General features: G+C 57.4%; 11 protein-coding genes. 10 read left to right on the top strand and 1 reads right to left on the bottom strand.

Features of this window, described 5'->3' with window-relative positions; all coding sequences use genetic code 11:
• From tgt to R3F50_20120, 5 genes are all read left to right on the top strand, one after another.
• Positions 1-1,125 carry a tRNA guanosine(34) transglycosylase Tgt gene (tgt, locus tag R3F50_20140; protein MEZ5492599.1) on the top strand — a complete coding sequence of 375 codons (1,125 nt, stop codon included), beginning with the start codon at positions 1-3 and terminating at the stop codon, positions 1,123-1,125.
• 124 nt (positions 1,126-1,249) lie between these two features.
• The gene (gene yajC, locus R3F50_20135; protein MEZ5492598.1) at positions 1,250-1,576 is read left to right on the top strand and encodes a preprotein translocase subunit YajC; all 327 of its coding nucleotides are present in this window, start codon (positions 1,250-1,252) and stop codon (positions 1,574-1,576) included.
• A 114-nt stretch (positions 1,577-1,690) separates the two neighbouring features.
• Positions 1,691-3,583, top strand: a complete 1,893-nt coding sequence (gene secD / locus R3F50_20130) for a protein translocase subunit SecD (protein ID MEZ5492597.1) — start codon at positions 1,691-1,693, stop codon at positions 3,581-3,583.
• A 96-nt stretch (positions 3,584-3,679) separates the two neighbouring features.
• Positions 3,680-4,630, top strand: coding sequence for a protein translocase subunit SecF (gene secF, locus R3F50_20125; protein ID MEZ5492596.1), 951 nt, complete (start codon positions 3,680-3,682; stop codon positions 4,628-4,630).
• A 442-nt stretch (positions 4,631-5,072) separates the two neighbouring features.
• The gene (locus R3F50_20120) at positions 5,073-7,271 is read left to right on the top strand and encodes a LysM peptidoglycan-binding domain-containing protein (protein ID MEZ5492595.1); all 2,199 of its coding nucleotides are present in this window, start codon (positions 5,073-5,075) and stop codon (positions 7,269-7,271) included.
• Between the two features lie 45 nt (positions 7,272-7,316).
• Here the strand turns inward: R3F50_20120 and R3F50_20115 are convergent, their stop codons facing one another.
• On the bottom strand, positions 7,317-8,477 hold the full coding sequence (locus R3F50_20115; GenBank protein MEZ5492594.1) for a DUF3524 domain-containing protein: 1,161 nt from the start codon (positions 8,475-8,477) through the stop codon (positions 7,317-7,319).
• Between the two features lie 212 nt (positions 8,478-8,689).
• On the opposite strand from R3F50_20115, the gene R3F50_20110 reads away from it, so the two are divergent.
• The 5 genes from R3F50_20110 to R3F50_20090 all read left to right on the top strand — a co-directional run bounded on the left by R3F50_20110 (position 8,690) and on the right by R3F50_20090 (position 19,632).
• Positions 8,690-9,280: an NUDIX hydrolase gene (locus R3F50_20110; protein MEZ5492593.1), complete on the top strand. Its 591-nt coding sequence runs from the start codon at positions 8,690-8,692 to the stop codon at positions 9,278-9,280.
• Between the two features lie 507 nt (positions 9,281-9,787).
• A complete protein-coding gene (locus R3F50_20105; protein MEZ5492592.1) occupies positions 9,788-13,552 on the top strand; it encodes a DUF4175 family protein in 3,765 nt (1,254 codons plus the stop codon).
• Positions 13,552-15,852 carry a VWA domain-containing protein gene (locus tag R3F50_20100; protein MEZ5492591.1) on the top strand — a complete coding sequence of 767 codons (2,301 nt, stop codon included), beginning with the start codon at positions 13,552-13,554 and terminating at the stop codon, positions 15,850-15,852. The genes R3F50_20105 and R3F50_20100 overlap by 1 nt, the downstream gene beginning before the upstream one ends.
• Positions 15,852-16,946, top strand: coding sequence for a hypothetical protein (locus R3F50_20095; protein ID MEZ5492590.1), 1,095 nt, complete (start codon positions 15,852-15,854; stop codon positions 16,944-16,946). Before R3F50_20100 ends, R3F50_20095 begins: the two co-directional genes overlap by 1 nt.
• Positions 16,927-19,632 (top strand): tetratricopeptide repeat protein, encoded by a 2,706-nt coding sequence (locus R3F50_20090; GenBank protein ID MEZ5492589.1) that lies wholly within the window; start codon positions 16,927-16,929, stop codon positions 19,630-19,632. Before R3F50_20095 ends, R3F50_20090 begins: the two co-directional genes overlap by 20 nt.
• The last annotated feature ends 16 nt before the right edge of the window (positions 19,633-19,648 follow it).

Raw genomic sequence — 19,648 nt, 5'->3', positions numbered from 1 at the left:
ATGGAATTTACGGTCAAGGCAACAGACGGTCAGGCCCGTTGCGGCGTACTGGAGTTTCCCCGCGGCCAGGTACAGACACCGGCATTCATGCCAGTGGGCACCTACGGAAGTGTCAAGGGGCTTACGCCGGAGCAGATCACTGCCAGTGGCTCAGAAATCCTGCTGGGCAACACCTTTCATCTGATGCTGCGGCCGGGAACGGCAATTATTCAGGCCCATGGCGACCTGCATGATTTTATCGGCTGGGATAAGCCGATACTCACGGACTCGGGTGGTTTCCAGGTCTTCAGCCTTGGCAGCATGCGCAAGATCAGTGAGGAAGGGGTCAGCTTCAAGTCACCGGTGGATGGCAGTGCGGTATTTCTTGGGCCGGAATCGGCCATTGAGGTGCAGCAGCAGCTGGGCGCGGACATCATTATGATTTTTGATGAGTGCACGCCCTATCCGGTCGACAGGAAGACCGCCGAGCAATCCATGCGGCTCTCCCTGCGCTGGGCGCAGCGTTGCAAGCAGGCCCACGGCGACCATCCGTCTGCTTTATTCGGCATTATTCAGGGTGGTATGTTCGAGGATCTCCGTCAGCAGTCACTGGCCGAGCTGGTTGGCATGGATTTCAGCGGCTATGCCATCGGTGGGCTGTCCGTTGGCGAACCCAAGGAAATGATGAGCGAGGTGATTGCCGCTGTTACGCCACTCATGCCGGCAGCCAGGCCGCGTTATCTCATGGGAGTAGGAACACCCCAGGACATTGTCGATGCGGTGATTCAGGGGGTCGATATGTTCGATTGTGTGATGCCAACGAGAAACGCCCGCAACGGCTACCTGTTTACGTCCCGGGGATTGCTGAAGCTACGCAACTCCCGCTACCGGAAAGATACCGGGCCTCTGGACCCGGACTGTGACTGTTACACGTGCCGTAATTTCAGCCGCTCATACCTCCATCATCTTGATAAATGTAAAGAAATGCTGGGCGCGCAGCTCAATACCGTGCACAATTTACGCTTCTATCAGAATCTCATGCAGAATTTGCGTCAGGCCATAGAACAAGGTAGATTGAGCGCCTTTGCGCGGGAGTTCGGTCAGTCTCAGGAGCAGCTCAGCGCTGAAGCTCCTGGAGCGGCGTAAGTGGAATTATTGCACTGCCAGGCCTTGAATTTTCAGCAAACTGCCAGATTCATACATTCAACAATCAATTAATTAATTCGTGTTGTCGTATTCAAGCGAGATCACTCAACCTGTGAGAAGAATCATGGACCTGTTATTTCCAACCGCCTACGCCCAGGAACCTGCGGCTCCCAGTGCCACCTTCAACCTGATTTTCATCGGGGGCATGTTTCTGTTGTTTTATTTTATTCTGTGGCGGCCACAGTCCAAGCGTGCCAAGGAGCACCGCGATCTTATCTCTTCCATTTCCAAGGGTGATGAAGTGATGACCTCGGGAGGGATACTGGGCAAGGTAACAGTAGTTAACGAGGACTATATCAGTGTGGCCGTGGCCGAAGGCGTCGAACTGAAGGTGCAGAAATCTTCTGTGGCGGCGGCGTTGCCCAAAGGCACTATCGCAGGAATCAAGTAAGCACTGAAATCAGACCGGGCCTAGAGCAGTCCGGTTTTGTACAGGCTCCGAAAAAAGCAGAAGCCAGCCAGGGCCGAACCTGGCCTGACTGTGACCCGTAGGGACTGACGCAACATGTTGAACAAATACCCACTTTGGAAAAATGCCCTGGTACTCCTGGTCGTAGTGCTGGGTTTTCTGTATTCCTCCCCCAACCTGTTCCCCGACGACCCGGCGTTGCAGATATCCCACGAAAGCGTTCCGGTTACCGAGGCGGACCTGGCGATTGCCACCACCGCTCTGGAGGCTGCCCAGATCGAATTTTTCGGTGAGCAGGTTCAGGATGAAAGTGGCCTGATCCGACTCAATAATTTGAACGATCAGTTACGGGCCAAGACGGCAATAGAAGAGGCGCTGTCGGACGAGTATATCGTCGCGCTGAATCTGGCACCTACTACGCCGGCGTGGATGCAGAGTATCGGAGCCGGCAAGATGAACCTCGGTCTCGACCTGCAGGGGGGTGTTCATTTCCTGATGGAAGTGGACATGGAAGCGGCCTTGACCCGGCGCATGGAAGACAACCTGAGCAATATTCGCAATCAGTTGCGAACCGCCAGAATCCGCTCGCTCGGCATGGAGCTGGTGAGTAATTCTCATATTCAGATTCGTTTTGCCGATGAAGACACCCGCTCTCTGGCGAGGTCTGAGTTACGCGATGGCTTTCCGGAACTCCTGTTTCAAAACCGTGAGCTCAGCGGCGAGGCCATACTGGATCTGCGCATGACCGAGACGACCATTCTGGAAATCCAGCGGGACACAATACAGACCAACCGGGTCACTCTCCTGAACCGGGTGGATGCGCTGGGTGTGGCAGAGCCTACTGTTCAGCAGCAGGGTGCCAACCGTATTGTGGTGGAATTGCCCGGCGTGCAGGACCCGGCCCAGGCGATCCGTATCCTGCAGCGGATTGCCACGCTGCAGTTTCATTTGGAGGCTGAGTTAGGGGCGCCGTCGCTGAGTTACGAAACCTACGAATACCAGGGTCAATTGATCAACGTGGATAACGACGTGATCCTGCAGGGAGACCGCATCAGTAACGTGCGGGCAACGTTGGATGAAAACGGTCTACCCCAGGTGTCCATCAACCTGGACGCCCAGGGCGGGCAACAGTTGAACCGGGTCACCCGTGAGAACGTGCAGCGCAACATGGATATTCTGCTGATCGAAACCAAATCCCGCACCAACTCCTACCTGGATGAGAACGGCGAGGAAGTCGAGGAAATCGAGTTTTACGAGGAAAGCAGGCTGATCAGCCATGCCACGATTCAGACTGCGCTGGGGCGGCAGTTCCGCATTACCGGCCTGACCCAGCGGGAAGCCAATGATCTGGGGCAGTTGATCCGCTCCGGTGCTCTGGCGGCACCGATGATGATAGTGGAGCAATCGGTTATCGGTCCCACTATGGGGCGGGAAAACCTGCAGCAGGGCCTTTACGCGGTAGTCATCTCCTCGCTGCTGGTGGTCGCATTCATGCTGGTTTATTACCGGGTGTTCGGCTTCGCTGCCAATGTGGCGCTGGTCATGAATATTCTGCTTATTTTTGCGGTGATGTCGTCGATCATTCCTGCCACACTGACCCTGCCCGGGATATTCGGTATCGTGTTGACGGTGGGCATGGCGGTTGACGCCAACGTGCTGATTTTCACCCGCATCAGGGAGGAGCTGGCCAGCGGTCTGCCACCGCAGCAGGCAATCGACGCGGGCTATGATCGGGCGTTCAGCACGATTCTGGACGCCAACCTGACTACTTTTCTGGTGGCGGTGGTGCTGTTTACCATCGGCACCGGGCCGGTGAAAGGGTTCTCGGTCACTCTGATGATCGGTATCATCACCTCCATGTTTACCGCCATCGTTGGCACCCGGGCGCTGATAAATCTGATCTACGGGGGGCGTCGCAATCTCCGGACCCTGTCTATCGGCGGGCAGAAAAACAACAAGGCGGCAGCCCCTACGGGTGCAACGTCCTAGCGCTTGCGGGGCACCTTCATGGCGCCCTGAAAGCACTTTACAGGCAATTGACAGGGCACACGGCACAGCACTCATCGAGCAAGGATCCAGGCGAGCATGATAATAGACCGACAGATTGATTTTATGGGCAAACGCCGTATTGCGGCCATGGCTTCCGGTTTACTGGTAGTCGTCTCGCTGGTGTCGCTACTGGTGAACTCGCTCCAGTTTGGCCTGGATTTTACCAGTGGAACCTCGGTCAGGCTGGCCTATGACCAGTCCGTCAATATTCCGCAGGTTAATGAAGCCCTGCAGGAAAACGGTTACGGCGATGCGCTGGTTGTGACCTTCGGCTCCGACCGGGATATCCGCATTATCCTGCCGGTCAACGAAGAAGTGGCCGAGGAGGATCAGTCAGCCGCCGCGCTGCAGACCGGCGAGGAGCTGGCGGCCCTGCTGCGGCAGTCCACCAACGGCGAGATTCAGTTACAGGGTTCGGATTACGTCAGCGCCAAGGTGGGTGAAGAACTGGCCGAGCAGGGTGGCCTGGGTATGCTGGTGGCACTCGGGATCATCATGATCTATATCTCGGTACGGTTCCAGTTCAAGTTTGCAGTCGGCGCAGTTTCCGCGCTGGCCCATGATGTCATTATTGTCCTGGGGATTTTCTCGCTCTTTCATCTGGAGTTCGATCTGACCGTACTGGCGGCACTGCTGGCAGTAATCGGTTATTCCCTGAACGATACCATCGTGGTGGCCGATAGAATTCGTGAGAATTTCAGGCGCATGCGCAAAGGCTCGCCGGAAGAGATGGTCAATGTCTCCCTGAACCAGACACTCAGTCGTACCCTGATCACGTCATTAACCACCTTGCTGGTGCTGGTTACCATGCTGATCGTGGGCGGTGATTCCATCCGTGGTTTTGCCATTGCGTTGACAATCGGCGTGGTGGTTGGAACCTACTCGTCCATCTACGTGGCGAGCAGTACCATCCTTTATATGAAGGTTTCTCGAGAGGATCTGATGGTGCCGGTCAAGGAAGGCGCCGAGCTGGACGGTATGCCCTGAGTCTGCGGTCCGGGCGTGGGCACCGCGCTGGCGGGCATCGGCGGGAAAGCCTGACAGAACGGGGCTGAAACAGGATGGTCCGTCTGTCGAGCCCCTTTACAGCAGGACCGGTGGTTTCTACACTCTACCCGGTTTCGTGAATCTCGAGCGTACAAGGTCAGTGACGTTGCATAAAGATCGTTAACGCCGGGGCGATAAACCTTACGATGTCCGTCGTTTAGCGCCAGCCGCCCGCGGCAGCTGCAGCAGCAGGATTAAAAAGGCAGCTGCAGGTCAGACCGGTGCCCCGCATGGGGCGTGCAATCACGACCGGATTTGTTGCCCGCGACACGAGACAGGCAGAAGAATTCGGAACGAAAATAATCGCCTGGTCAATCTTACCGGCCGGGTCATCGATAAGCGATTCAGTCCAGACTCAATGGGTTTTACCAGATCTCCAAGTTTGCTCCTCCTGCTCCTGCTGCTGCTGGCAGGTTCCGCATCGGCCCAGGATCGCTCCCTGTTTCCCCGCCCCCCGGAACTGGAGCCGGCCATTCAATTCTGGATTAAAGTCTACACTGAAGTTGATACCCGCAGCGGCTACCTGCACGATGCCAGAAATCTGGCTGTGATCTACCGAAGCCTGCCGTTGGACCGTCGCTTGATCGAACAGACCCGCCAGCAGATCGGTAAGGATCTGGAGGTGCTGGCCTCTGGTCGACGTAGCGGCCTGACTGACAGCCAGCGGGAAATTCTTGCTTTATGGGGAGAGGATACAAGCAACGCAACGTTGGCGGAGGCATCCTCCAATATCCGCTGGCAGCTGGGGCAATCGGATCGGTTTCTTGGCGGGCTGATTCGTTCGGGCGCTTACCGGGCGCATATCAACCAGGTGATCCGGGAAAAAAACCTGCCCCTCGAGCTGGGTGTTCTGCCCCATGTGGAGTCTTCATTCAATCCCCTGGCTTATTCCAGCGCGTCGGCCTCCGGCATGTGGCAGTTCGGTCGTGCGACCGGGCAGCGTTTCATGCGCATCGATCACATAATCGACGAACGACTGGATCCTTATACGGCCACTCATGCCGCCATGAGTCTGCTGGAATACAACTACAGCATTCTGGGCACCTGGCCGCTGGCGCTTACCGCCTATAATCACGGCGCCGGGGGCATGGCAAGGGCCAAGCGTCAATTGGGCACCGATCGCATTGAGGACATTGTCGCCGACTACCGGGGGCGGGCTTTCGGGTTTGCATCCCGGAACTTCTACGCGCAATTTCTGGCGGTACTGGATGTCGAGAATAACGCCCGGCAGTATTTCGGTGACTTTCGTCTCGATCAGGCGCCTGAGTTTGTCGAGGTGCGAACCGACGCCTTCGTCGATGCCGAGGTTTTTGCCCGTTCCGTGGGAGTCAGCCTGGAACAGCTTCGAGCAGACAATCCGGCATTGTTACCCATCGTCTGGGACGGCACCAAGCGTATTCCTCGGGATTTCCCCGTCAAGCTGCGCAGCAGTGTCGCTGACGACCCGGCGCGGGTTCTTGCCCAGATCCCTGCCGATTACAAATTTGCCGTGCAGACGCCGGATGTCTCCTATGTCGTCGAGCGTGGTGACAGTCTTTCCGTCATTGCGCGACGCTTCAATACCACGGTTGCCAAGCTGGCGTCGCTCAATCAGCTGGCAAGCCGCAACCGGATCCAGATCGGCCAGCGTCTGCTGCTGCCGCAGGACAACGCCCAGGCTCAGCGCCTGCTGGCCGTGGCAGACATGCCGGTGCCCAGTGACGGCGTCTACAGTGTCAGGCGCGGTGACACGCTGTCCCTGATTGCCGCCCGCTTTGATGTGGGAGAAGCAGAGCTGTTACGCCTGAACAATATTTCCGACCCGCACCGTATCTTTCCGGGGCAGCAATTGAGCCTGCCAGGTTTTGGCGCTGGCGGCGCTGAAGCCGGTTCGTCGCCTCAGGAATCACCGGCCCGGCTGGTAATTGCCAGCGAGACCCTGGCAAGCGCCGGCTCACCTGCAGACTCGCACTCTGACGACAGGCAGGCAGCACCGTCACCCGCTCCCGTGCAACTGGCTCAGGTTGAAGAGCTGCTGCCACCGGCGGCGGTCCTGCCTGACAATCAGCAACTCGAACAGGCTGCATCTGACGAGCAGGGCCAGGCGGTGGCGCAGGAGTCCAGCCTCAGTGTCGCCGAAACCAACGAGCAACTGGTCGAGGAACTGCTGGCGGATCCCTCTGACTATGGCGTGGCGGCGGACGGCACCATTCAGATTCAGGCTTCGGAGACCCTGGGGCACTATGCCGAGTGGCTGGGAATCCGGGCCACTGATATCAGGCGTCTGAATAACATGAGTTTTCGGGAGCCTGTCATTATAGGTGAACGCCTGAAGCTGGACTTCGCGCGCATTCCTGCCTCGGAATTCGAGGTCAGACGGCGGGATTTCCACGTGCGGATGCAGCAGGAATTTTTCAGCAATTACCGGATTCAGGACGTGGATCATTATCGGGTCGCAGCCAATGACAACATCGGCTCCATCGCCCGGCGCCGGTATTCAACTCCGATCTGGCTGTTGCGACAGTACAATCCCAGCCTGGATTTCAATCGGGTGCAGATCGGTCAGGAAATTGTTTTTCCGCTGCTCGAGCCGGCCGAATAGTTTTTTTGCGCTGGCCGGCGAGCCAGGGGCATTCCTGCCGGGCGATTATTGCCACAGTGCTTCAAACAGAGCCAGGTAACGTTTTTTCAGGGTGGCTGCTGCAAAAGCGGTTGGTTGAAACGCTGGCAGCGGCCGTCCGCTGGCCAGCTGTCGCTGCCAGGCGCACAAGCTGGTCAGCAGTGCCTGCAGCGTAACGTCATCCTTGCCGCCCGGTGGCGCCGGATAAAGAAACCGCTGGTCCAGATACTCCGGGTATACCAGCTGGTCCGGGCACAGGGGAGTGCAGCCCAGTGCGCAGGCCTCCAGCACAGCCAGACCCTGAAAATCATGTATCGCCGTGGACAGCACCACATCGCAGGATGCCAGTCTGCCAAGATAGTCGCTCCGGTCAGGCACATAGCCCAGATGAGACGGCCAGTGGGGGTTGCGTCTGTCGTGAGCGGCCAACAGTCGGCCAAGCTGTTCAAATTCCTCAGGCTGACGACGGAACTGCTGGCCCATGATGCAGAATTGAATCGGCAGTTCCTGGTCGACAACCGCTTTTACCAGCTTCAGCAGCAGAGCCGGCCCCTTGTCGTATTCCCAGCGGTGGTTCCAGGCCACCGTCAGGACTGCAGGCGCGACCTGCAGCGGTTCTGTCCTGCTGGCGCTGCGATGACCTGTAAGGGCCGGGTCCAGTGGCACCGGTAAAGTCTCTGCAAGCGACAGTTTTTCCATCAACCGGGTGGGCAGCCGGTCGGGCAGCCGGTTGAACAGCTGTCTGGCCCCCGCCAGGAAGCTTAGCCGGTTGTAGTCGCTGTTGAAAACCACCCGATCCGCGCACAGTGCTGAATAGAGAGAAACCAGGGCTGCATCCAGGTCGGTGTCATAGGGGCGCTGAACCTGTTCAGGGCTCCGTGGATAGGCAAACTGATTCTCGTGAAAGTAAACCACCGAGGGAATCCGGGCCAGAGCGGGGCGGAACCCCCGTAAACTGGCCAGGTCCACCAGCGAAGTGGCTATGAGGAGGTCGTACGACTGCTCCAGTTCCACGTGTTCGCCTTGCCCCCAGAGCAGGCTGTTGCCCCGCACGCGCCAGCTGAAATGCCGAGGCGGCAGAGACAGCTGAGTCCAGGTAAACTCCGGGAACAGACTTGCCAGTGACTGACGCCACTGACGATGGCTCATGGCATCGTAGGCGGAAAGAAGCAGGATGTGTTTTTTCATGCAAGGGGGTGTCAGGCAAGGCTTGCTTTGATGGGCCAGGGCTGATTTTGCCGTCCCGGGCAGCGCAATTGCAACCGGCGGCCAGAAGCGCTAGCTTGAGCGCTGCGCATCCGGTGTCGTTTTCGTCCTGGTCAGCGCGCTGAAACAGGCGCTTACCTGCTGCCATGGGGTGAGTCGGGGGGCTTTGAACGGGCGATTAACGGAGAATATCAATGGTTGAACCCAGACCCGCTGCCACTGTTGTGCTGGTTCGGGAAGCGCAGACTGACCTTGAAGTCCTGTTGTTAAGGCGGGATGAAAACCTGGCCTTCACTCCCGGATGCTGGGTCTTTCCGGGAGGCAAGATCGACCCACAGGATTACCCCTCGGAATCCGGTACCGGGGAGTATCAGGCGGCACTGCGAGCGGCAGTGCGGGAGACCCGCGAGGAAGCGGGGATTACCATTGATCATCGGCACCTTATTCACACCGCGCACTGGACCACGCCCGAAAATCTGCCGCTACGGTTCAGCACCTGGTTTTTCCTCTGTCCCCTTTACGAACAGGTTGAGGTTACTGTCGACGACGGCGAGATAAGAGATTTCCGCTGGATCAGCCCGGTCCGGGCGCTGCAGGAAGTTGCGCGGCGGGAACTGAAAGTCATTCACCCGACTCTTGTGACACTTCAGGATCTGCGGCACTACTCAAGTCTCGATGAATTGCTTGCCGGCGTATCCGGGCAGGGTATCCGGGTTTTTCCCGACGATTCTCCCCACTACCGACCAATCGAAATGGGGGTGGCCGACGTACCCGATAGTGAGTAGTGGATAATCCGGGAAAAGCCGGGTTGAAAAGCGGCTCACCATTCTGTCCGAAAGCGGGCAGAAGAGCGGCTTGTCTGTGCGCTTTTCTGACTGTTTCGGGCAGTTGGCGGACTGTCGGAAATATGACGCGCTTTGTCCGCCCCGTATGCGCTGCCGGCTTGCTTTTCATGGCCGACTAGTGGGATAGTTAGGGCAGTTTAATGAAAGCAAGTACCACTGATTCGGGCACCGACCAGGCAGATTGCCCGATACCGGCTGCAGTCTGGCAGGTTGCTGGTAGTCCGCTGTTGATGTCGGTCACCAGGTAATCGGATTCACGACCGACAGAACTTGGCGAGATAAACCGGCGACAGGACAGGACAGGACAGGACAGGTCAGGTCAGGACAAGACAGGAAAGGACGGGATACAGGGCAGCCGGCCGTGGCAGTGAAAGTGGCGCCACCCATCAGTCCGCACCTGGCCGTGTAAAGCGCGCGACTTAACTACATTCGACGGAAGAGCTCACCATGTCGTCCCCTACATTCTCTACCTTGCGACAAACCCTCAAGAAAATCCGCCGTCGGCACAGCCTGCTTTTTGCAGTCAAATACCTGGGTCTGGCTGTGATCGGATTATCGGCACTGGTTTTGCTGATGACGGGTATCGAGGCCTGGCTGGAACCTGGCCGTACCGGCACAATCGCACTGTTTGTTCTGACTGTGGCCGGTGGGGTGGCAATACTCTGGGCATTGCTGCGGGTGCTTCACTTCGGCAGGGCTGACGATCGCAATCTCGCCCGCTATGTGGAGGCGCGAATTCCCGATCTCGAACAGCGCCTGCTGACCTCCCTGGAGTTTACCGATGATGAACTGCTGCATGGCCGCCGGGGTGTTTCCTATCAGTTTATCCAGCAGTTGTGGCTGGATGCCCAGGAGCATGTACAGCAGCAGGAGCGGCATGTTGAAACAGTTATTCCGGCGCGGCAGTCCTGGTTCAGTCTGGCAGGGGCGGGCCTGGTTGTGGTTGCGCTGGGCGTGCTGTTCAGCTTGTCAGAAACACTCCTGAACGCCGGCAGCAAACTGGCCTGGCCATTTGCCATCGAGACGCCGGTGGTCGTGGTGGAAACACCCCCGTTACCGATTGAAATAGCGCTGGAACCGGGTAACCTTGAATTACAGCGGGGCAGCAGTGTCACCGTCATTGCGCGGGTGGATAATGCTATCCCCGGCACCGTCACTCTCAGGCTCCAGGACGATAATGTCAACTGGCGTGATTACACCATGTCCAGGGATGGCAGTGGCAGCGACAGCGCTACCTATAGCTATTACATCCCAAGCCTGGATGAGGACACCACTTACTATGTGACGTTCACCGAAGCCGAGCAATACAACTCGCCCCAGTATCAGATCGAACTGTTCGATCTGCCCCAGGTGGAGCAGATTGACGTGGCTTTTGATTATCCGGATTACACCGGCTTCGAAGACACCGTGGAAACTGACAGTGGTGACATGGTGGTGCCCGAGGGCACCGCGGTTGAGTTGACGCTGACTTTTAATAAGCCCATCGCGGAAGCAACTCTCCTGTTCCAGCCTTCCTACAATGACGAGGGTGAGGAAGTGATTGTCTATGAAGACATTCCACTCAGCCTGGAGGGTGAGACCGGCGTGGCTTCCTTTACCGTCAGTGCTGACACCGTCTACCGGATAGTGGCACGGGATTTCGAACAACTGGAGACCCAGAATCCGCTGGACTACTACATTCGCGCCATCGAGGATACGCCGCCGGAGCTGGTGCTGAAGCGTCCCGGTAATGATCAGGAAGTCATGCCGCTGGAGGAAGTGGTCATTGAGGTTGATGCCAGCGACGACTACGGGATCAGCGAATTCAGCCTGCATTACAGCGTGGTCGGCCAGGATGAGCGATCCGTTCAATTCCTCAACGGCACTGACGTGCGCTCCGTATCGGGTACAGAATTGATCTACCTGGAGGATCTGCAGGTAGAACCGGGTGATTTTGTTTCTTACTATCTCACCATGGCTGACAACAACGGGCTGGAAGGGCCGGAGGAAGTGATCTCCGATATCTACTTCCTGGAAGTGATCCCCACTGATCAGGAGTTTCGCCGCGGTGGCGGCGGTGGCGGCGGTGGTGGCGGTGGCGGTGGCCAGCAGGGCGGCGACAGCAGCGCGCTGGTAAGAATCCAGAAAGACGTGATCGCTGCCACCTGGAAGCTGCGTAACCGCCAGGGCGATGTGTCGCCCGATGAGTTTCTGGCGGATGCCGAGATTATTGCCGAATCCCAGCGGGAGGCTACGGAACGGGCCAGGATGTCCATAGATCGCCTGTCCGAACGGCTTAACTTCTCCGACGATTCCTATGACCAGGCGGTGGAAAACCTGTCGCTGGCCATTGAGCAGATGAATGTTGCTGCCAACGAATTGGACCAGCAGCAGATTACCAGTGCGCTCACGCCGGAACAGGCTGCCCTGCAGTACATTCTGAAAGCCGAGGCCAACATCAATCGCACCCAGATCAGTATGCAGCAGGGCGGTGGCGGCGGCGGTGGTGGTGCGGCCCAGCAGGAACGTGAAGATCTGCGGGAACTGTTCGAAATGGAGTTGGGCCGGCTCGAAAATCGCTATGAGACCCCACAGAGTGCCGGCGGCGGTCAACAGCAGGACAGCGAGGAAGCCAATAAGCTCGAGGAACTGGCGCGCCGTCAGGAAGGGCTGACCCGGGCGCAACGTAACCTGGCCCGCCGCGAGGACCAGATGACGGAAGAACAGCGGCGCCGTGAACTGGAACGCCTGATGCGCCAGCAGGAACAGCTGAGCCGCGAAGTGGCCCAGTTGTCGCAGCAGTTGTCCCGCTCACAGCAGGCGCAATCGGGATCACCCCAGTCACAGCAGCAGGCCCAGCAACAGTCGCAGCAGCAGGCCCAGGGCGGTTCCTCCTCCAGTGGCAGCAGTTCACAGCAGGCTCAGCAGCAGCCCCAGTCACCGCTGCAGCGGGCGGCGGAGCAGATGCGTCAGGCCGCCGAGAGTGGCGACGCTTCAATTGCGTCGGCACTGAGTCAGAAGGCACTGGAGAACCTGCGTGAACAACAGCAGGCACTGAATGAACAGTCCGAGCGATCGGTTAACCAGCTGGCGCAGAATATCGGCCAGAGGGGGCAGCAACTCTTGCAACAGCAGCGTCAGTTGCAGGAACAGCTGCAGGAAACCAGCCGTCAGCAGGGGCTTGGCCAGACCCGGCAGTCGGTCCGCAACGACGAAGATCTGCAGTCGCTGGTGGAAAGTCAGCAGCGCCAGCAGCGGGACCTGGAAGAAATCGAAGAAATGCTCAGGGCGATAATCGCGCGTGGTGACAACGAAGATCAGCGGCTGATGTCCCAGGCTCAGGAAGCCAGTCGCGAGCTCCGCCCGATCAGGGAGCAGATGCAGACCAGTAATCGGGTTCTGCGTAATGGCATGGTGAATCTGGCAGTGGATATTGAAGGAGAAATCGAGGATCAGCTGACTGATTTGAGCAGCCGTCTGATGGCACTGGACGCGGGGCAGCAGGGTACGCCTTCGGATCAGATTCAGCAGGCTGCCGCCGATGCAGCCGAGCTTGCGGAACAGATCAGGCAGCTGGAACAGCAGGCCCTGGCCTTTAACGAAGGCAACCAGCAGAACGGTGTCCCGACAGTCAGGCAGATGCGCGATCAATTGCAGCGCAGCCAGCAGTTGGCCCAACAGCTTACCCAGCAGCTGCAGCAACAGAATCAGGCTGGCGGACCGCAATCGGGCGGCAGGCAGCCGGGTCAGCAACCGGGTCAGCAACCGGGCGGCAGGCAGCCGGGTCAGCAGCCAGGCCAGCAACCGGGCCAACAGCCCGGGCAACAACCGGGGCAGCAGCCCGGTGGCAATCAGCAGGCCAGTGCCGGACAGCCTGACGGCCAGCAGGCCGGTGGTCGTGGAGGCGACGCCAACAACAACCAGATTGGCGGTGGCCAGATTGACACGGATGGCAATAATTCACCGGTCGGCAATGCCCGGTCCATTCGCCAGCAACTGACCCAGCAGGATATCGAGGACTTCCTCAACCAGCCGGATTTATTCCGCCAGTTGCTGGAACCTGTTCTCGAGCTGGAAGGCCAACTGCGGGCGCAGGCTGAGCTGGATAACATCAACAATAAACTGTACGCCGCCATGGACGAGGATATCCCGGACGCATACCGCGACCTGGTGCAGGAGTACTATCGGGTATTATCGGAAAATCAGGGGGCGGCGGGTACGGCTCCGCAGTAATGCAGTTTATTAATCCAAACCTCTTACAGGCTATTCAGGAAGGACGATTCTCGTTTGCTTACGGAGTCAGCCTGCCAGTATTTCTGCTGATCGTGGCAGCGCTCGTTGCGTTGGTCTGGTTCACCTACAGAAAAACTACGCGCCCGATCAGCAAACCATGGAAAGCGTTTTTTATCGGGCTGCGGTCCTTTGTGCTGGTACTCCTGCTGGTGTGCCTGCTGCGACCGATAATTACCACTACCCAGGTGACTCCCCAGGAAACTTACCTTGGCATATTGATAGACGACTCTGAAAGTATGCAGATCGCAGACCAGAATGGTCAGTCCCGGGCCGGTGCAGCCAGCGGGCTGCTGTTTGAAAGCGGCTTCCTTGATCAGCTGTCGGAAACCTTTCAGGTCAGGACATTCCGGTTCGACAACGAAACCCGCCGTATCGCCAGTGCCTCCGACCTTCAGGGCAGCGGAAATGCTTCTTCTTTGGAACAGGCGTTACAATACGTGGATGATCAGTTAAATGGTCTGCCGCTGGCAGGCGTTGTTCTTGTTACCGATGGTGCGGACAATACCGACTCCAACCCGCTGTCGGTGGCTGAATCCCTGGGCTCGCGCCAGGTGCCTGTGTTCACGATCGGCGTCGGTCAGGAAAACATCCCCCAGGATATCGGTATTGTAGATGTCAGCAGCGCCAAGACCGTACTGGAGGGCTCCGTTTTCGACGTCCAGGTGGCCCTCAATCATCAGGGCTATCAGGGAGAGCAGGTTGAGATTTCAATCCTCGATGGGGACATCCCGGTGGTCAGCGACACGATTACCCTGGGTGAAGAGGGAGTAACCCGACGATACGACCTGCAACTGACGCCCGAGCGGCGGGAGGAAATCGTCTACGAGTTGCAGGTCGCCCTGCAGGATGGAGAGATAATCCCCGAGAACAACAGTTACCGGTTTCTGGTCGACAACAGTGAGAAACCCCCACTGGATATTCTCTATATTGAGGGGCACCCCCGCAACGAATACAAATTCATCAGGCGCGCGGTGCAGGGCGACAGTTCCTTGCGCCTGGCGACTTATCTGCAGACAGGGCCGGAGAAATTCTATCGGCAGGGTATCGAGTCGCCAACCGAGTTGAGTTCCGGCTTCCCTGACAGCCGCGAAGAGCTGTATCGTTACGAAGCGATCATTCTGGGGGATATTGAAGCCAGCTTTTTCAATGCCGATCAATTACAGATGATCGATGATTTTGTTGCCGAGCGCGGCGGTGGATTTCTGATTACCGGGATGGTTGACGAAGGTTACCTGGGTACGCCAGTGGCTGATATTCTGCCGGTCACCATCGTGGAGGAGAATTTTCTACCTTCTCATTTGCGAGGTGGTATCCGGCGCGGTGATCATCCAACCGGCGAGCTCTACTTTCCGCGCCTCACGCGCAATGGTGAATTTTCGCCGTTACTGCGACTTTCCGGTGACGATGCGGAAAATCGCCGTCTATGGCAGGAGTTGCCTGAACTTCAGGGTGTTCATGTAACGGGTCGGGCCAAGCCGGGCGCCACTGTTCTGCTTGAACATCCAATACTGCAGTTTCAGAATCAGCCGCTTCCGGTGATCGCGTCACAGCGTTACGGCAGCGGTCGCAGCATGTCCATCAGCACGGCCAGCACCTGGCGCTGGCAGATGATGATGCACTCCGAGGATCAATCCCACGAAACGCTGTGGCGGCAGGCTCTGCGCTGGCTCGCCGTGTCGGCGCCCGAACGTATTACCGTTGATTTTGATCGGGAATTCTATAATGTCGGTGATAAAGTCAGTATCTCCGCTACGGTGCTGGGCGACGATTACGAGCCTGATAATGACGCCACCCTGTGGGTCCAGGTGACGGATCCTGAAGGGCAGGTCAGCGATATCCCCATGGAATGGGACATCGAAGAGGATGGCGTGTACCGGGTCAGCTTTGAAGTGGAAAATGAGGGTGTTCACGACCTGCTGGTTGACGTCACCAGTGCTGCCAGCGATGCGGCAATCGACAGTTCGGAAAAGCGCGCCGCGTTTGTTGTTACCCCGTCATTGCGGGAGTACTCCAATGCCAATATGGACGCCGGCCTGTTGGAGCGGGTGGCGGCCGCCAGCGGAGGCAATTTCTATGATTTTTCCCGGGCCGGCAACCTGCTCTCGGACATTGAATACGTACCGAATGCCTATTCCAGAGAAGTTCAGGAAGATCTCTGGGATCGTCCCTGGCTGTTGGCGCTGCTGATCTCGCTGATGTGCATTGACTGGGTCGCCAGACGAATGAAAGGGTTATCGTGATGAGCAGAACAGAATATTTTGCCTGGCTGCCTGGTTTCAGAGTGGCGTGCAGAGGGCTTGTTGCTGCCGTGTTTGGCTGCCTTTGTGCGGTAACGGCGACGGCTCAGACTGCCGGTGGTCTGTTATTGGACCCGGGCAATTATTTCAGGGAGCAGCCAGAAGCCCGTAAGTATGCGGTGATTCTGACCGGGCCTTCTGTTGGAGAGGATTCCATCAACCGGTTCCGGCAATGGTCTTTCTCGTTACATGACATCCTGATCCGCGACTATGGTTACAGTTCCGATACAGTTACCCTGTTGCTGGACAGGGGGAAAGACTCCCATCCTGACAATACCCGCATTGATGGGGCCTGTGATCGAGACACCATCTTTTCTCAATTGGCCAGTCTGGCGGCTCAGGTCAATGACGGTGATCAGATTTCAATCTTCCTGATAGGTCACGGGACCGGCCGCGACGAGGAATCAAAATTCAATATTGTCGGTCCTGATATTACCGGGGATGAATTCGCGGCCGCACTCGATGAGTTTGAGGAACAGGATATCGTCATCGTCAATACAACCAGCGCCAGTTACGGCTTTTCGGCCGCACTGTCCAGCGAGGGTCGGGTGGTGATCTCTGCCACCAGGTCGCCCTCGGAGAAATTTGATCCGATTTTTTCCGGCTATTTCATTGAGGCGCTGGAGCAACGCAACGGTGATCGGGACAAGAACAATCGGGTTTCCATGCTGGAAGCGTTTAACTACGCGCGGCAGAGTGTAGATGCCTGGTACGAGGAGCAGGGGCGGCTGGCTTCCGAACATGCCAGTCTGGATGATAACGGCGACGCGCTGTTCACCATCGACCCGACCCCTACGGAAGCGGATGGTCGACTGGCGGAAATCGCGTACATCGATGTACTGACCGCGGCTGACGAAAACCTGTCTCCCGAAGCCCTGGCCTTCAAAGCCAGAGTGCAGGAGTTGGAGCGTCAGGTTTTTATTCTGCGCGGGCGTAAGGCCGATTTCCTGGAAGATGATTACTGGGCTCAAATGGAAGAATTATTGATTGACTTGGCGAGAACCACAGGACAGTACAATGAATTACTTCAGAACTAGCAGGCTGGGTAAACTGGTTCAATGCACGACGTTGGCGCTGTTGCTGCCTCTGGGCAGCAACGCGTTGGCGCAGGATGCGCTCGTCGATACCGGGGAGTCCCCGTTGTTCCGGGGCGAACAGCTCTATCAGACTGGCTCCTTTGTAGCGGCCATCGATGCATTCAAGACCGCCGATGGACTGGATCGTAACGAAGGTGTGGTAGGCGCCAGCAGGGCTTACGCCATGCTCGGCCGATACGAGGAAGCCATCGCCATCTGTGAGGAATTGATCGATGGAGGGGAATATGTCGATTACCCACTGGTCAGTACTCAATTGGCGGAGATGTTGCGGGTCGTAGGCCGCTCCGCAGACGCCGTGGCAATCCTGGCGGCGGTGGTCGACGCCGATCCCCAGGGAGCCCCGGTAAGGGCGCTGGTTCAGTACGGCAGTGTACTGCGCTTTGTGGGGCAGAAAGCCCGTGCCGTCGGCTATCTGGAAGCAGCGATTCAACGTTACAACAATGGCCTGGTCTTCGCCTCGGAAGACGTCGCGATGGTGGCTCTGGCCAACTGGCAACTGGACCGCTTTCACGAAGCCAACAGCCTGTTCAATGAAGCGGTCCGCGCCAACCCGAACAATCTTGAGGCCCACGTGCTGTGGGGTGATCTGTTCCTGGAAAAATACAATGGGGCAGATGCCGAGCAGTCGTACCGGGATGCACTGGAGATAAACAACCGTTACATCCCGGCACTGGTCGGCCTGGCGCGGGCCGCAGGCGATCAGCGGTCACTGCAACGGGCGATGGCCCTCAATCCAAAATCCGTGGAGGCTTTGCAGACTTATGCTGCCGGCATGATGCGGAACAATCGCAAAGAGGAGGCCCGCGCCGGGCTGGAAGAAGCGCTGGCGATAAACCCGGAATACCTGCCTGCCCTCAGCACCCTGGCGGCGGAAGCCATGCTGATGGAGCGGGAAGACGAATACCAGGAGCTGCTGTCGCGGGTTGAAAGCTTCAGTCCGGGTAACCCGGAATTTCTCAGCAACGTGGCGGATGCATTCGGGAATTCCTACCGTTTTACCGAGGCGGTGGAATTTGCCAGGGCGGCCATTGCCGTCGACCCCACCTATTGGCAGGCCTATACGTTGCTGGGTACCAATCTGGTCAGGCTTGGCGAGGAAGAGGAGGGCAAGGCGAACCTTGAAATCGGCTTCGAGAATGATCCGTTCAACGTCATGACGTCCAACATGCTCAAGGTATTCGATACGCTGGCGACCTACGAGACTCGCGAAAGCGAGCATTTCAAGGTTCATTTGAGCGAGAATGACGCGGATATCCTCTGGCCTTACCTGGAGCCTTTATTGGAGGAGTCCTGGGATACGCTGACAGCCAAGTACGGATACCAACCGGAAGACAAGGTGCTGATCGAGGTATTTGAGAACAGCGAAGACTTCGCGGTCCGCTCGGTGGGCCTGCCCGATATAGGCCCCCTGGTGGGTATCTGCTTCGGTAAGGTAATTACCCTGATTTCACCGGATACCCTCAGTGCCAACTGGCAGGAGATCGTGTGGCATGAATTCATGCACGTGATCACCCTGCAGATGACCAATAACAGAATGCCGCGCTGGCTCTCCGAGGGGATCTCGGTGTGGGAGGAAAGCGAGGGCCGACCTTACTGGGGCCGACGTCAGGGGCTGGACCTGGTGCGGGCGGTAGAAGACAACAAACTGTTGCCAGTCGCCAATCTGAACGCCGGTTTCACTGGCGCCCAGAGCAGTGCAGACCTTGGGTTTGCCTATTTCCAGTCCTACCTGGTGGTGGATTACATCACTGACGCTTTTGGCTTCCCCAAGCTGGTGGACCTGGTCAAACAATACGGTGAAATCAAGGAAGAGAACGCCATGTTTGAAGAGGTTTTCGGGCAGGATCTGGATACCTTCAACAATGGTTTTATCGATTGGATCGTTGGCCGTGTAGAAGAGATCAATGTTTATGTCCATTCGGAAGACCAGCCCGATGAAGGTGAAGGGCATGGGCATGGCATTCGGGAAAACTCCAGTGCCATTCTGGCGGAGCTTTACAACAACACCTCACTGAAACAGCACATGCGAGCCCGCATCGCCGACCAGCCGCGGGATTTCCAGGCCCATCTGCAATTGGGAATCGTGCTGTTCAAGGAACAGAATTTTGCCGAGGCAAAGGAGCATCTGCAGAATGCCCATGAAATTCTGCCCAGTTATACCGGCTATCCCAGCCCCCCGCTGGTGTTGTCACAGATCTACGAACAGGAAGGCAACCGGGAAGCTCAACTGGAGCAATTACAGATCATGCTGGAAAATCAGCAGCACGATTATGCTTCCGCCATGGTTCTCGCCGAAGCGGCAGTCCAGGAGGGTGACATCGAACAGGCGAATTATTACCTGGACCGCGCTCTGCAGATCGATCCTTACCGGCTCGATGTCCATCAGCTGAAAGCCAGGTACGCGGATTTGATTCAGGATCCGGCGCTGGCCGTCACTGAATACGAAGTGCTCGCCAAGCTGGACATTACTGATCCGGTGGAGGCACAAACCAATCTCGCGCAGGCTTATCTGAACAACGGCCAACTGGACAACGCCAGACGCAACATTCTCAACGCGCTGGAAATCGCGCCCAGCTACCAGCGTGCCCAGCAAATTCTGTTGCAGTCGGTTGATGCGGCTAATTAATCAGGAACAAAGCTTA

It is taken from the genome of Gammaproteobacteria bacterium, assembly GCA_041395725.1.
Taxonomy (GTDB): Bacteria; Pseudomonadota; Gammaproteobacteria; order Pseudomonadales; family Pseudohongiellaceae; genus NORP240.
The sequence above is the reverse complement of the archived record's forward strand: the minus strand, read 5'-3'. Positions and strand labels throughout refer to the sequence as shown.

Coding starts and splice junctions, on each gene's coding strand:
- tgt (MEZ5492599.1), top strand. CDS start 1: ATGGAATTTACGGTCAAGGCAACAGACGGTCAGGCCCGTTGCGGCGTA.
- yajC (MEZ5492598.1), top strand. CDS start 1,250: ATGGACCTGTTATTTCCAACCGCCTACGCCCAGGAACCTGCGGCTCCC.
- secD (MEZ5492597.1), top strand. CDS start 1,691: ATGTTGAACAAATACCCACTTTGGAAAAATGCCCTGGTACTCCTGGTC.
- secF (MEZ5492596.1), top strand. CDS start 3,680: ATGATAATAGACCGACAGATTGATTTTATGGGCAAACGCCGTATTGCG.
- R3F50_20115 (MEZ5492594.1), bottom strand. CDS start 8,477: ATGAAAAAACACATCCTGCTTCTTTCCGCCTACGATGCCATGAGCCAT.
- R3F50_20110 (MEZ5492593.1), top strand. CDS start 8,690: ATGGTTGAACCCAGACCCGCTGCCACTGTTGTGCTGGTTCGGGAAGCG.
- R3F50_20105 (MEZ5492592.1), top strand. CDS start 9,788: ATGTCGTCCCCTACATTCTCTACCTTGCGACAAACCCTCAAGAAAATC.
- R3F50_20100 (MEZ5492591.1), top strand. CDS start 13,552: ATGCAGTTTATTAATCCAAACCTCTTACAGGCTATTCAGGAAGGACGA.
- R3F50_20095 (MEZ5492590.1), top strand. CDS start 15,852: ATGAGCAGAACAGAATATTTTGCCTGGCTGCCTGGTTTCAGAGTGGCG.
- R3F50_20090 (MEZ5492589.1), top strand. CDS start 16,927: ATGAATTACTTCAGAACTAGCAGGCTGGGTAAACTGGTTCAATGCACG.